The sequence below is a fragment of the Cedecea sp. P7760 genome, assembly GCF_013386425.1.
In the GTDB taxonomy this organism is placed as follows: Bacteria; Pseudomonadota; Gammaproteobacteria; order Enterobacterales; family Enterobacteriaceae; genus Cedecea; species Cedecea selenatireducens.
Genome location: NZ_JACARU010000019.1, coordinates 60313 through 74268 on the forward strand (window position 1 = coordinate 60313; position 13956 = coordinate 74268).

General features: G+C 53.5%; 12 protein-coding genes. 10 read left to right on the top strand and 2 right to left on the bottom strand.

Annotated elements, in window-relative coordinates:
• Window positions 1–476: 476 nt before the first annotated feature.
• The 10 genes from HX778_RS08215 to cheZ all read left to right on the top strand — a co-directional run bounded on the left by HX778_RS08215 (window position 477) and on the right by cheZ (window position 11509).
• Window positions 477–1007 carry a spore coat protein U domain-containing protein gene (locus tag HX778_RS08215; protein ID WP_038481749.1) on the top strand — a complete coding sequence of 177 codons (531 nt, stop codon included), beginning with the start codon at window positions 477–479 and terminating at the stop codon, window positions 1005–1007.
• 14 nt (window positions 1008–1021) lie between these two features.
• The gene (locus tag HX778_RS08220) at window positions 1022–1741 is read left to right on the top strand and encodes a molecular chaperone (RefSeq protein ID WP_176981752.1); all 720 of its coding nucleotides are present in this window, start codon (window positions 1022–1024) and stop codon (window positions 1739–1741) included.
• 55 nt (window positions 1742–1796) lie between these two features.
• The gene (locus tag HX778_RS08225; RefSeq protein WP_176981776.1) at window positions 1797–4076 is read left to right on the top strand and encodes a fimbria/pilus outer membrane usher protein; all 2280 of its coding nucleotides are present in this window, start codon (window positions 1797–1799) and stop codon (window positions 4074–4076) included.
• Between the two features lie 35 nt (window positions 4077–4111).
• On the top strand, window positions 4112–5068 hold the full coding sequence (locus HX778_RS08230) for a spore coat U domain-containing protein (protein ID WP_176981753.1): 957 nt from the start codon (window positions 4112–4114) through the stop codon (window positions 5066–5068).
• Between the two features lie 125 nt (window positions 5069–5193).
• Entirely contained in the window at window positions 5194–6861 is a 1668-nt protein-coding gene (gene tar, locus HX778_RS08235) for a methyl-accepting chemotaxis protein II (protein WP_176981754.1), read from the top strand.
• A gap of 41 nt (window positions 6862–6902) precedes the next feature.
• Complete coding sequence (locus tag HX778_RS08240) at window positions 6903–8507, top strand: methyl-accepting chemotaxis protein (RefSeq protein ID WP_176981755.1); 1605 nt, start codon at window positions 6903–6905, stop codon at window positions 8505–8507.
• Window positions 8508–8526: 19 nt separating this feature from the next.
• The gene (gene cheR, locus HX778_RS08245) at window positions 8527–9393 is read left to right on the top strand and encodes a protein-glutamate O-methyltransferase CheR (protein WP_038481764.1); all 867 of its coding nucleotides are present in this window, start codon (window positions 8527–8529) and stop codon (window positions 9391–9393) included.
• The gene (locus HX778_RS08250; RefSeq protein ID WP_038481767.1) at window positions 9390–10439 is read left to right on the top strand and encodes a chemotaxis response regulator protein-glutamate methylesterase; all 1050 of its coding nucleotides are present in this window, start codon (window positions 9390–9392) and stop codon (window positions 10437–10439) included. The genes cheR and HX778_RS08250 overlap by 4 nt, the downstream gene beginning before the upstream one ends.
• Window positions 10440–10458: 19 nt before the next feature.
• Complete coding sequence (cheY, locus tag HX778_RS08255; RefSeq protein WP_008453900.1) at window positions 10459–10848, top strand: chemotaxis response regulator CheY; 390 nt, start codon at window positions 10459–10461, stop codon at window positions 10846–10848.
• Window positions 10849–10858: 10 nt separating this feature from the next.
• Window positions 10859–11509: a protein phosphatase CheZ gene (cheZ, locus tag HX778_RS08260; protein ID WP_039294603.1), complete on the top strand. Its 651-nt coding sequence runs from the start codon at window positions 10859–10861 to the stop codon at window positions 11507–11509.
• On the opposite strand, the gene HX778_RS08265 is transcribed toward cheZ, so the two are convergent.
• Window positions 11498–12310 carry a hypothetical protein gene (locus HX778_RS08265; RefSeq protein ID WP_218167053.1) on the bottom strand — a complete coding sequence of 271 codons (813 nt, stop codon included), beginning with the start codon at window positions 12308–12310 and terminating at the stop codon, window positions 11498–11500. The two genes, cheZ and HX778_RS08265, sit on opposite strands and share 12 nt — an antisense overlap.
• Window positions 12291–13796: a deoxyguanosinetriphosphate triphosphohydrolase family protein gene (locus tag HX778_RS08270; RefSeq protein ID WP_176981757.1), complete on the bottom strand. Its 1506-nt coding sequence runs from the start codon at window positions 13794–13796 to the stop codon at window positions 12291–12293. The genes HX778_RS08265 and HX778_RS08270 overlap by 20 nt, the downstream gene beginning before the upstream one ends.
• Window positions 13797–13956 lie beyond the last annotated feature (160 nt).

The window sequence follows — 13956 nt, forward strand, 5'->3', positions numbered from 1 at the left end:
TGCATCAAGGTATGAGGGGGAAGGGTTAACTCACTGTTTTAATAGCAAATAACTCGTCAATCCGCCGTTTTGCTGAATTTTGCCGCGCGGTTGGTTATTTCCGGGGCTCTAAACTAAATTTCAACTAAGTGCTGACGTAACGTACTGATTTTTTTCTTACCAGTTCGCCTGCCCATGTCGGCAGGGAAGCCGCATTGCCCGGTTGTAAATTGCCTGGTCGTAAAATGTACAAACAGGTGGGGAGGGAACTCCGGAATTATGGGGTGCGATATTGCCCACGGTATTTTACAGGCAGCGAATGAGATTTCAGGGCGAATTATATTACCGGCGAGTTATGGTGTCGGCTGTCACTATTAAAGTGGAAAACAGTTAAAGAGAAAAACAGGGAAAGAGAAAAATCTAACGTTAAATCATCCCGTACCGCTTCGTTGCGTATTCACGAAGCATGATTGAGTCATTTGAATAAGGTTAAGGATATGAATTCAGCCACTGCAGCACGCTTAATTCTCTCTTGTACTGCGTTTGCGGTTATTCCATCGGCTAATGCGGCGGTGGCAAACGGCACATTTCAGGTCCTCATTACTATTCAAAAGTCCTGCGCGGTGACCGCCGGCAGCGGCTCGAATATTAACCTGGGGACGGTTAACGCCAGTGCAGTAAACACTTCGCAAAGCAATACCTTTACCGTTAACTGTTCAAAGACAACGCCTTATTTTATCGGCCTTGCACCTTCCGCCGCGAACGGGGGAACCACCACCGGGTCCGGGGCCATGTCGTCAGTCGCTAACTCCGCGACCAACACCGATAAAGTGCCCTACCAGCTGAACCAAACCTCGGCGACCGGGCCGGTTTGGGGGAACACCGCGACCACCACCGTGGTCGGTAACGGCGTGGCGGGTACCGGGTCGGGCGCCGCGCAGACTTATACCGTCTATGCGACGGCGGCGAGCGCGAACTTCACGCCAGACAGCTATGCGGATACGGTTACCGTCAACGTTAACTACTGATTTCAGGACAGCGGATGAAATTGAAATTAGGTGGACGCTCCGCCTGTGCGTGCCTGTGGCTGGCGCTGGCGGCGGGGGGGCATGCGTTAGCCGGTGGCCTGCAAATATCACCGGTTAACCTGACGTTAAGGGCGGCACAAAATGCAGATGGGATCTGGCTGAGTAATGAAGGAGATGCGCCGCTTAACGCGCAGGTGCGAGTTTTCAACTGGCAGCAAAGCGGCTATGCCGACAAGCTGTCAACGTCTCAGGGGCTGGTTATTAGCCCGCCAATCGTGACGCTGCCAGCGGGGGAGCGTCAGCTGATCAGGGTTATCCGTACCGGGCCTGCCGCCAACCAGGTGGAACAGGCGTACCGCTTGTTTATCGATGAGCTTCCGCCGGCCAAACTGCAGCGGAATAAAATTCAGTTTGTGATGCGCTATTCCGTTCCGGTGTTTTTACAGCCCGTTGGGCAGGGGGAAAACTCGGCGAAGCTAAAATGGGCATTAATTAATGTCGAGGGCAAAACGTTTATCGAAGTGAGCAATCAGGGAAACAGCCACGCTCAGCTTTCGGCCATGACGTTTATTTCACCTAATGGTGCGCGAAAAACGATTACTTCAGGTCTGCTAGGTTATGTTCTTCCAGGTTCAACTATGCGGTGGATAATATCTTCATCTGCCGGTGATGCTTACCATAGTGGAAAAGTTGAAGTCGCTATCAATGGTCAAAAAACAGAACAAGATCTATGACTGGCCATATTCTTTGGTAAAAATTATATTGCTTAATGGTTTATTTTTCTCAGGCATAACGGCAGCACAAGATACTAATAATGACTTACCTCAGAATGCGGTCAAAAATGACACAGCTCAGCCTGTAGGCGTTGATTTATATCTCGACACGACGGTGAATGGTAATCCCGTGGGTCTGGTTCATCTTGGTTACGCTAACGGCAAATTATACGGCGACGCAATGGCCCTGCGTCAGTTGGGATTTCGCCTGCCGGAAAAAGCGCGCCCGCCTTTTTACCTCAATGATATTTCGCAGGTCACGGTTGACTATAACGTTCAGCAGCAAACTTTGGCGCTGAACGCGCCGCTGAGCCTGCTAGATCTGAAAACAACCCAGCTAAACCAGACGGATATGTCCTCTCCGACGGCCTCAAATGCCGTCGGCGCATTGCTGAACTACGATCTCTATGCGGACAGCGGGAAAGAAAGTAACTTCAATTCATTCAGTGAGTTCCGCGCGTTTGGCGCTGCAGGCGTATTCAGTTCGACCCAGCTTACGCGCTATTCCACCGAGCAAAATGACAACCAGTCCTTTAGCCGGCTTGATACCAGCTGGCGCTCTTCGTTTCCCGATAAAATGCTGGCGGTCACCCTCGGTGACACGCTAACCAGTTCGCTTTCCTGGTCCCGTCAGACACGTATCGCCGGGGTAAAGATCGGTACCGATTTTGGCCTTAATCCCAATATGCCCACGACGCCGCTGCCGGCTTTTCTTGGCTCGGCAACGCTGCCGTCGAGCGTTGAGCTATATGTCAATGGGGTGAAATATTATAACGGTGAAGTGCCGGCGGGCAGCTTCCAGTTGAATACGCTGCCAAACATCACCGGGGCAGGGAATGCTCAGGTAATGATGACCGATGCGCTGGGCAGAACCAGTGTGCAGAACTTTTCTTTTTATAACGATCAGCTTTTGTTGAGGGAAGGGCTGACCGACTGGTCCCTCGAACTGGGTGTGGTCAGAAAAAACTACGGCTACAGCTCTTTTGACTACGCCAGCGAGCCGGCGATCGGCGGCACATGGCGGCGTGGCTTCAGCAACAGCCTGACCGCCGGTGGTCATTTCGAAACCAGCGACAGCCTGGTGAACGGCGGGATAAGCAGCGACTGGATCCCCGCCAGCCAGGCCGGAACAATTTCAACGGCGCTCGCCGCCAGCTCGGACTCCGGGGAGAATGGCTATTTATACGGCCTTGGCTACCGCTGGTCCGGGGGGCGTTTCAACTTTAGCTCCAGCGCCACGGCCACCTCCGGAGATTATCGCGACGTTGCCACTCGTTATGGTTCCGCGCCGCCCGCGTTCAGCGGCAGCGCGGTGGTGGGGTATAACTTTGGCGTTGGCGGGAACCTCAGTATGAGCTATCTGCAGTTTCGCTACCCGGACCAAAGCGCAATTCGCTATGCCAACGCCAGCTGGTTTAAATCCATTTCCGAAAACGTCTCCCTCAGCGCCAGCTTTAACCAGAACATCGACGACAGCCGCGACCGCAGCGTTTACCTGATGGTGACCGTCAGTACCCAGAACAACCTTACCGCAGGCGCAACGGTTCAGCGCACGGGCGACAAGATGGGGTACCAGCTCAACGCCAGCAAGACGCCGCCGTCTGAAGGCGGGGTGGGCTGGAACGTGGCCGCCAGCCAGCAGAGTTCTCAGCAAAGCGGGCAGGGTGAAGTGGGCTATCTGGGGCGCTACGGCCGAGTGTATAGCGGCTTCCGCAGCATTCCTGATAATAATTACGGTTATGCGGGCGCTACCGGCTCGCTGGTGATGATGGGCGGCGGTGTGTTTGCCGCACGCGAGATCAATAACGGTTTTGCGGTGGTGTCGACGGACGGTATTCCGAACGTGCCGGTGAAGCTGCAGCATAATCTGATCGGCAACAGCGACGGCAACGGTCAGCTGCTGGTGACGCCGCTGAACAGCTACCAAAACAACCTCATCAGCATTGACCCGATGAACCTCCCGGCCAATATGCGGATCCGTAACGTGAGTATGAATGCCACGCCGGCAGACCGCTCCGGGACGCTGGTGAATTTTGACATTAAGCCGGTACGCGCTGCGCAGGTGAGCCTGGTGGATGCCCGGGGAAATGCTATTGCGGAAGGCAGCCCCGTCAGGCTGATGGCGGGCATCGGGCAAGACACCGTGGTCGGGTTTGATGGTCTGGCCTACTTTGACGCGCTTGAGATGCATAACCAGCTAAGAGTGACCACGGAAAACGGCATTTGCCTCGCCGAGTTTGACTACCCCGAGAACCAGAAAAGCGTGCCGAATATCGGCCCGATTGTGTGCCGCTAGCAAGTCTGTGGCCTTTTGATACAGGAGTTATCCGCGTGAGATTAAAACAATTGCTGCTGCTGGCGGTGCTCTTGCTGTCCCCCGGAATTAGCCAGGCGGTGGTTTGCTCGGTGAGCAACGTTCAAACGGTTAACTTTGGTACCGTCAACCCGCTGGCGACAGCTACGCCCAATACGTCGATGACCTTCGATTACAGCTGTTCCAAGCAACTGGGCGATCTGCTGGCCGGGGTGACGCTTTGTTTTAATATTGACGGGGCCGGGGTAGGGAACCACAAAATGTCTTTTGCCGGGCCGCCTGCCAGCACGTTGAGCTATGAGCTTTATCAGGGGACAGTCAGCGGAGGCGCATGGGGAAGTCAGTTCCAGTCGGGGACCACCTATCCGATGATACAGTTAAATTTACTCAACCTGACGCCCGTCACCGGCAGCCTGACGGTCTACGCGCAAATGTCGGTGCCGCAAACCTCCGCCGCGCCGGGCGGTTATCAGGATATTTACACCAGCGGTATGACAACGGTAACGATGAATACCGGCCTGCTGGCGCCACCCGCTGGCTGCGGCACGGGCGTCGCAACAAACTTTCCTTTTAATGTCATCGCAACCGTCAGCAAGCAGTGCAATGTCAGCTATGCCAACAACGTGAGCTTCGGGGCGGTGGCGGCGATGCAAAGCAATCTGGCTTCGAATAACACCATCGGCATTGCCTGTACCAACGGTACACTTTACACCGTGGGTCTTACCCCTTCGAATAACAACACCGGGGGAACAGGGGCGTTAAAAGGCACCGGAGCGAATACCGACCAGGTGCCTTATCAGCTCAGGCAGGCGTCCGGGGCATCCGGTGCCGTGTGGGGGAACACGGCATCAAACTATCGTTCCAGCACGGGGACCGGCATCGCCCAGCAGTATCCGGTCTATGTCACCATCCCGAGCACTAACTATACCCCCGATGATTACGCCGACACGGTGACCATCACCGTAACTTATTGATCGCCGCCACGTCTTGCCCATAGCCGGTTGCTGTAGCGCAACCGGTTAATTTCCCTGTGACTTAACGTAAAGTTCCCGCGCCCTGTGCCGATAACTTTGGGAACAAGTCGTTAAAAGGGCGTCCTATGTTAAAGCGTATTCGCGTTGTCACCATGCTAATGATGGTGCTGGTGGTGTTCGCGCTGCTGCAAATCATTTCCGGTGGAATGTTCTTTAATTCTTTAAAAAACAATAATGACAACTTCAAAGTTTCTCGAGAATTACGGGTTCAGCAGGCCGAGTTAAACCAGGCCTGGATCCTGATGCTGCATACGCGTATCAACCTGAGCCGCTCTGCCGCACGCATGATGATGGACCCGGCGAACAGCCAGAGTGCCGCGAAGACTGACCTGCTGAACAACGCGAAGAAGTCCCTCGCCAGCGCCGCGCAGCACTACAACAGCTTTAAACAGGTCGCTCCGATCTCCCCAGAAATGAACGCCGTGGTGAAAGACATCGACGGTGACTACCAGGCCTATCACCAGGCGCTGGCTGAGCTTATTGGTTACCTGGAAAGCGGCAATATGGACGCCTACTTTGGCCAGTCAACTCAGGGCATGCAAAACGCGCTCGAAAAAGCCTACGACGGCTATCTGGCGCTTAACGACCGCATGTACGAAGCCTCCTACGTAGACAGCCGTGCCGGTTATACCTTCGCCATCTGGCAGCTTGGGATTTTAGCCCTGGCGCTGGCGGCAGTCATTCTGCTGGTCTGGTTCGGCATGCGCCGGATCCTGCTCAAGCCGCTCAACGTGGTGATTGGCCATATTCGCGAAATCGCCGCCGGTAACCTGATGGAAAAAATTAACGTTGAAGGAAAAAACGAGCTAACCCAGCTCGCCTCCAGCGTGCAGCACATGCAGCAGGAGCTGATCGCCACGGTTAGCAGCGTGCGCGAAGGCTCTGACGCTATCTACAGCGGGACCACTGAAATCGCCGCAGGTAACAACGATCTCTCCTCCCGTACCGAGCAGCAGGCGGCATCTCTGGAAGAAACCGCTGCCAGCATGGAGCAGCTGACCGCCACCGTTAAGCAGAACGCCGAGAACGCGCGGCAGGCCTCCCAGCTTGCGCTGAACGCCTCTGAAACCGCGCAGCGCGGCGGCAAGGTCGTGGACGGCGTGGTGAAAACCATGCACGACATTGCCGGTTCTTCGAAAAAAATCGCCGACATTATCAGCGTTATCGACGGCATCGCTTTCCAGACCAATATCCTGGCGCTGAACGCGGCGGTAGAGGCCGCTCGTGCGGGCGAGCAGGGACGTGGTTTTGCGGTGGTGGCCGGTGAGGTTCGTAATTTAGCCAGCCGCAGCGCGCAGGCTGCGAAAGAGATTAAATCACTGATTGAAGATTCCGTTTCACGCGTGGACACCGGCTCAGTGCTGGTCGAAAGCGCCGGGGAAACCATGAGCGATATCGTGAACGCCGTTACGCGAGTCACGGACATCATGGGAGAAATCGCCTCAGCGTCAGATGAGCAAAGCAAAGGTATCGACCAGGTCGCCCTTGCCGTTTCTGAAATGGACAGAGTTACGCAGCAGAACGCCTCCCTGGTGGAAGAGTCTGCTGCCGCGGCCGCCGCGCTGGAGGAGCAGGCCAGTCGCCTGACTCAGTCGGTTGCGACGTTCCGTTTGCAAGGGAATGCGGGCAGTAAAAAAACTGCAGCGGCCGCGCCGGTGGCGCAAAGCTCTGTGGTTCACCCCCCGCGTACTCCGGCCAGGGCCGGTGATAACGATAACTGGGAAACTTTCTGATCGGATGAATCGCGGCCAAATGGCCGTCAGAGGAAGCTTTGATGTTAAACCGTATCCGGATCTCGACCACTCTTTTCCTGATTTTGATTGTCTGCGGCGTGCTGCAGATTGGCAGTAATGGTTTGTCTTTCTGGGCTTTTCGTGACGATTTTCAGAACTTCAAGAGCGTCGAGGTGAGCAATCAGCAGCGCGATGCGTTAACGCAAAGTCGTGCCGCTTTACTGCAGGCCAGCAACGCCTTAAACCGGGCGGGTACCCTGACGGCGCTGAGTTATCCACCGGACGATATTAAGCGCCTGATGGCTAACGCCCGCAGCAGCCTGAAGCAGGCGGATATGCTGTTTAACCAGTTCCTCGAAGTTCCGCAGACGGGCGGCGATATCGAGAAATTGATGACGTCGACGAAAGCGAGCTATGCGGCGTTCCGCGACGATCTCCAGCATCAGGCTACGTGGCTTGAGAACAACCAGCTTTCTGATTTTATGAGCGCGCCGGTACAGAAATCGCAGGACGTTTTTGATGCGAACTTCAACGCCTGGCAGCAGAGCATTAACCAGATAGTGTCGACCGCCAGCGGCGACAGCCAGAAAAATTACCATCTCTCTGCGGTGATTTTTACCGTGGTGACGATTGTCGCCGTGGTGCTTTTGCTCGGTTCTCTGGCCTGGTCGCGCAAAATGATCGTTCAGCCGCTGGCGATTGTGCGTAGCCACTTTGACAACATCGCCGCTGGCGATCTGGCGAGGCCGATTTCGGTCTTTGGGCGCAATGAGATCTCGGAGATTTTCGCCAGCCTGAAAAACATGCAGGCCGCGTTAAAAGAGACGGTAAGTCAGGTTCGAAGCGGCACCAGCGCTATGCATACCGGCATTGGTGAGATTGCCGCAGGCAATAACGATTTGTCTGCTCGTACCGAGCAGCAGGCGGCTTCGCTGGCCGAGACTGCCGCCAGCATGGAGCAGCTTACGGCAACCGTGGGGCAGAACGCGGATAATGCGCGCCAGGCGGCTCAACTTTCCCGCAGCGCGGCCAATACCGCGAAGCAGGGTGGGCAGCAGGCGGCTAACGTGGCCAGCACCATGCGCGACATCGCCGGCAGCTCGCAGAAAATCAGCGACATCACCAGCGTTATCGACGGCATTGCATTCCAGACTAACATCCTGGCGCTGAACGCGGCGGTAGAAGCGGCGCGAGCCGGTGAGCAGGGCCGTGGTTTCGCCGTGGTGGCGGGAGAGGTTCGTAATCTTGCCAGCCGCAGCGCGCAGGCGGCAAAAGAGATCAAAGTATTGATTGAAGAGTCCGTTGACCGCGTACAGCAGGGGTCGAAGCTGGTTGATACGGCGGCGACCACGATGGCCGAGATAGTTCGTTCGGTGACGCAGGTGAACGACATTATGGGGGAAATAGCCTCGGCGTCTGATGAACAGCGTCGTGGCATCGAACAGGTCGCCCAGGCGGTAAGCCAGATGGATCAGGTGACACAGCAAAACGCCGCGCTGGTTGAAGAGGCGGCGAGCGCCACCGATGCGCTGGCGGGCCAGGCCGAATATCTCTCCGGCGTGGTGGCCGTATTTAACCTGAGCGGCGCCGAACCTCAGTCCTCCGCCAGTGAGTTTGTCGCTTCCGGAGAATGGGTAACATCTTGAATGGAATGAAGAAGGCGCTATGACATCACCAACGCCCACGGGGCAACAGTCATTAATGCTACAGATGACACAGCGTCTGCCGCTCTCCGACGCGCATTTTCGTCGGATATGCCAGTTGATTTACCAGCGCGCGGGAATCGTGCTGGCCGACCATAAACGGGACATGGTTTACAACCGTCTGGTTCGCCGCCTGCGTCTGCTGGGGCTGGATGATTTTGGCCGTTATTTGGGCATGCTGGAGGCGAACTCCAGTACTGCCGAATGGCAGGCCTTTATTAACTCGCTGACCACTAACCTGACGGCATTTTTCCGCGAAGGGCACCACTTCCCGATCCTTGCGGAACACGCCCGCAAGCGCGGCGGAGATTATAAAGTCTGGAGCGCAGCGGCTTCGACCGGCGAAGAGCCGTATTCCATCGCCATTACGCTTGCCGATGTGCTGGGCGGCGGCGCGGGGCGCTGGAAGGTTTTTGCCAGCGACATAGACACTCAGGTGCTGGAGAAAGCGCAGAGCGGCGTTTACCGCCAGGAAGAGCTGAAAACGCTGTCACCGATGCAGATGCAGCGCTATTTCATGCGCGGCACGGGCCCGCATGACGGCCTGGTTCGCGTGCGCAGCGAGCTGTCGAGCCATATTGATTTTGCGCCGATCAACCTGCTGGACAAGCAGGCGCCGGTGCCGGGGCCTTTTGACGCCATTTTTTGTCGCAATGTGATGATTTATTTCGATAAACCAACACAGCAGGCCATTTTGCAGCGCTTTGTTCCGCTGCTGAAGCCCGGTGGATTGCTGTTTGCCGGGCATTCGGAGAACTTCAGTAACCTCAGCCGCGACTTCTGGCTGCGTGGCCAGACGGTCTATGGCCTGAGTAAGGAAAGAACATGACGAAAATACGTGTCTTATCGGTCGATGACTCTGCGCTGATGCGGCAGATAATGACGGAAATTATCAACAGTCATAGCGATATGGAAATGGTTGCTACCGCCCCGGACCCGCTGGTGGCGCGCGATCTGATTAAAAAGTTCAATCCGGACGTGTTAACGCTGGACGTCGAAATGCCGCGCATGGACGGCCTCGACTTCCTGGAAAAGCTGATGCGCCTGCGGCCTATGCCGGTGGTGATGGTCTCTTCCCTCACCGGAAAAGGGTCTGAGGTTACGTTGCGGGCGCTGGAGCTGGGCGCGATCGACTTCGTGACCAAGCCGCAGCTCGGCATCCGCGAAGGGATGCTGGCCTACAGCGAAATGATTGCCGAGAAAGTGCGTACCGCCGCCAGGGCTAAGATTGCCGCTCATGCACCGACCGCCGTGCCTGCGACCCTGAAGGCCGGGCCGCTGCTGAGCTCTGAGAAATTGATTGCCATTGGTGCCTCAACCGGAGGCACCGAGGCGATTCGTCACGTGCTGCAGCCGCTGCCGCTTTCCAGTCCGGCGCTGCTGATAACCCAGCATATGCCGCCTGGTTTTACCCGGTCGTTTGCCGAGCGCCTGAATAAGCTCTGTCAGATAAGTGTGAAAGAGGCGGAAGACGGCGAACGCGTGCTGCCGGGCCATGCTTATATCGCTCCGGGCGATAAGCACATGGAGCTGGCGCGTAGCGGCGCGAACTATCAAATCAAATTACATGACGGCCCACCCGTGAACCGGCATCGCCCGGCCGTGGATGTGCTGTTCCATTCGGTGGCGAAACACGCGGGGCGAAACGCCGTGGGCGTGATCCTCACCGGAATGGGTAATGACGGTGCCGCCGGGATGCTGGCGATGCACCAGGCAGGGGCGTGGACCATCGCCCAAAACGAAGCAAGTTGTGTGGTGTTCGGCATGCCGCGTGAGGCCATCAATTCCGGTGGCGTCAGCGAAGTGGTCGATTTAAGCCAGGTAAGCCAGCAGATGCTGGCGAAAATTAGTGCCGGACAGGCAATACGTATTTAACTGAAGGAGCCCGGATTTTATGGCGGACAAAGAACTTAAGTTTCTGGTCGTAGACGACTTTTCAACCATGCGCCGCATCGTGCGTAACCTGCTTAAAGAGCTGGGTTTTAATAACGTTGAAGAGGCTGAAGACGGCGTAGACGCGCTGAACAAACTGCAGGCAGGCGGATTTGGTTTTGTGATTTCTGACTGGAACATGCCGAACATGGACGGTCTGGAACTGCTGAAAACCATTCGTGCCGATGGTGCGATGTCAGCCATGCCGGTGCTGATGGTGACGGCGGAAGCCAAAAAAGAAAACATCATCGCGGCAGCACAGGCCGGGGCGAGCGGCTACGTGGTGAAGCCATTCACCGCGGCGACGCTGGAAGAGAAACTGGGCAAAATTTTCGAAAAGCTCGGCATGTAAGGAGGCGCAAATGCACTCATCAACAAACCCGGCAACAGAGATACACGAGCATTCACCGACCGATATTATCGCACGTATCGGCAGCCTGACCCGCATGCTGCGCGACAGCCTGCGTGAACTGGGGCTCGACCAGGCTATTGCCGAAGCGGCTGAAGCTATTCCTGACGCCCGTGATCGCCTGGACTATGTAGTGCAGATGACCGCCCAGGCCGCGGAACGCGCCCTGAACTGCGTGGAGCTGTCCCAGCCTCATCAGAATCAGCTGGAAAGCGAAGCCAAAGCGCTGAGCGGCCGCTGGGATGCATGGTTTGAAAATCCAATCGAGCTGAAAGACGCCCGTGAACTGGTGACCGATACCCGCAGCTACCTGTCTGGCGTGCCGGAGCACACCAGCTTCACCAACGCCCAGCTGCTGGAAATCATGATGGCGCAGGATTTCCAGGACCTTACCGGTCAGGTTATCAAGCGCATGATGGACGTTATCCAGGAGATTGAACGCCAGCTGTTGATGGTGCTGCTGGAAAATATGCCGGAGCCGGACGCTCGCGCTAAGCGCGTGAACGAAGGCTTGCTGAACGGCCCGCAGCTTGATGCTACCGCCGCCGGCGTAGTGGCAAGCCAGGACCAGGTTGACGATTTGCTCGACAGCTTAGGGTTCTAATTTATTAGCCACTCTGTCATGGGCAGAGTGGCTATTATTTTTTTTTAGATGGTGCTGTTTCAGCGTAAATGCATTTTGATAATTAAAGCACGAAAGATCATTGTGAAGATTTAATACATATTCTTTTTCTATTGTCTGTTCTTCATAGTGTGCTTGTTCATATTCAATAATTTCATTGATGTCACTTCCCTGCAGCTTTTGATGTAAAAAATCACAAAGTTTAGGTCCCAGGCTTACGACATCTTTAATGTATATCGTTCTCAGTATTTTAACCATTGAACCAATCGTGTTTGGATTGTCAGTTAAAACAACATCAAGATGACGGTTCATTAGATTGTTAAGATAATCATCTTCAGCAATGATTTCATTTTTAGTAACGTCATAAATAATAGCATCCCAGGACATTAATGTTGTTTTTAATAGGCTGTTAACGTCTTTAAGTGAAATATGTTTGTTTTTAAATGCCCATGTATCTTCGAGACACCAGATATCGAAATCATGCTGGGAGAAATGGAAGCGAAAGCCACCAAATTTATTCTCAATTGGATTGGTTATGCCTATATGAAACAGCGTGTTTTGTAGCGCCTGTCGCGACCCCTCATAAACCAGGTCAATGTCTGAAGAAAAACCCTCTGTCCCGTAAAGACCAAGATCGCGGATCATGCCGCCAAAAATGTAGACATGAGCATGTTCAGCCAGCGAATGAATGAGCTCGCTGGCGATTTGATTACTTGCTGCGTCTGACGTGAAGTAGTTTTTTACACGCTGACGCAGGAGTCCGTTACTGTTGACGATGTTCATACTCATACAGCGATTTTAGCTCATCATGCAGGGCAATCAAATAGCTATCGGTCATGCCTGAGATGGCATCTGCCAGAAGCTGAGCTTCTCTGTAGAGTCGTGGTAGAGGGTTTGAATCATCTTTTTGTTCAAAAATTCTTCGATAATTTTCTGAGATCCGCCCATATGCATATTTTCCGAACGGGGTCGAAGAAGCAAATTCCTCCCTTGGCGGTAGATCATTGTTAGGGGATGTTTGTTCTTTCTCTCTTTCTTCATCGGTTTTGTGTCCATGAATGCCTATCCATAGCATGCTCATCAGGCCTTTAATGTAGTTTGAACCTTTCAGTTCGAGTTTGAGCACGCTGGGATGTCGATAACCGCGAGTTTGATCGAACTTTTTTAAAGCTTTACATAAGTTCTTTCCTTTACTTATGGATATTAAGTTAGCGATATTGCAGTCGTTGGAAAGAAACTTATCTTTGTTCGAAGTAAACGCATCAACAGCGGCGGTGACCAATTTATAAATAGCCCTTACTCTGAACATTTGCATACTAGTATCATTCAGTTCTGAAGGAGATAGTTTTAATTTTTTGTCGGAGAATGATTTGTTTTTCTCTTTGCTATAGTGAATGACGTCGGAAATAATATCATTTTCAGGGTCAGGATTTTCCGCATCCCAACAGGCAAGGAAATCCATTAAGTCATGAAACGATGCCAGTCCTTTTTTGACGATATCTTCCGCATCCAGAATGGAATAAGCGATATCATCACAGGCCTCCATGATATAGGTGAAAGGATGACGAATACCTTCTTGTAATCCTGTCTCTTCCCAGACATCCTTGACGATATTCTCTTCAGAATAGAAATAGCCGTGTTTTTTCCAGATTTCTTTGTCAGCAGAATAACTTGAACGAGGATATTTGATTAATGATGCAAGCGTTGCGTAGGTTAGATTTAGACCGTAAGTGTCATTCAAAACCTGTAATTTTGTCACTAATCTGAATGTTTGAGCGTTCCCATCAAATAATCGGAAGTCATCATAAAACGGAGCATTGACCTTCTCTTCCTTGCCAATCATCCCGGTAAACCATTCCTGCATAGCTGTTTCACCCTGGTGACCAAAGGGCGGATTACCAAGGTCGTGGGCCAGGCCGATGGCGGCAAGTAGGGCAGGCACGTCCCGCTGAATCTGGTATGAAGCAGGTAAATCATCAAATACCTGTTCATGAAATTCAAAAGCCAGTCGAACACCAATACTGCGAGCGAGATTGGCCACTTCGTGGGAATGAGTCAGTCGTGTGCGGACGCTGTCGTTCTGATCCAGAGGGAAGACTTGAGTTTTATCTGCAAGCCTTCGGGTTGGGGCCGCAAAAAGAATGCGGTCATAATCCCGTTCAATTTCTTGACGCCCCCCAGAGGTGTTGGAAACCGAGCTATTTTTAGTTGTGTTCTGTTCGTGTTTATCTTTACGTCTTTGGTCATTAAGTAATTCATTCCACTGCATAATATATCCTTTGTATTGGTGTGGTTTTATTGCGTTGAAGATACATGGAAAGAAACCGGCTCGCCATGATGAAATGAAACAGGTTTTTAATTTTCCGGGGCCTCTCCCATTTGCCTTGCAACAAGAATGAAAAACTTCTGTTTGCTTCTGTAACCCCCCT

Coding starts and splice junctions, on each gene's coding strand:
- HX778_RS08215 (WP_038481749.1), top strand. CDS start 477: ATGAATTCAGCCACTGCAGCACGCTTAATTCTCTCTTGTACTGCGTTT.
- HX778_RS08220 (WP_176981752.1), top strand. CDS start 1,022: ATGAAATTGAAATTAGGTGGACGCTCCGCCTGTGCGTGCCTGTGGCTG.
- tar (WP_176981754.1), top strand. CDS start 5,194: ATGTTAAAGCGTATTCGCGTTGTCACCATGCTAATGATGGTGCTGGTG.
- HX778_RS08240 (WP_176981755.1), top strand. CDS start 6,903: ATGTTAAACCGTATCCGGATCTCGACCACTCTTTTCCTGATTTTGATT.
- cheR (WP_038481764.1), top strand. CDS start 8,527: ATGACATCACCAACGCCCACGGGGCAACAGTCATTAATGCTACAGATG.
- HX778_RS08250 (WP_038481767.1), top strand. CDS start 9,390: ATGACGAAAATACGTGTCTTATCGGTCGATGACTCTGCGCTGATGCGG.
- cheY (WP_008453900.1), top strand. CDS start 10,459: ATGGCGGACAAAGAACTTAAGTTTCTGGTCGTAGACGACTTTTCAACC.
- cheZ (WP_039294603.1), top strand. CDS start 10,859: ATGCACTCATCAACAAACCCGGCAACAGAGATACACGAGCATTCACCG.
- HX778_RS08265 (WP_218167053.1), bottom strand. CDS start 12,310: ATGAACATCGTCAACAGTAACGGACTCCTGCGTCAGCGTGTAAAAAAC.
- HX778_RS08270 (WP_176981757.1), bottom strand. CDS start 13,796: ATGCAGTGGAATGAATTACTTAATGACCAAAGACGTAAAGATAAACAC.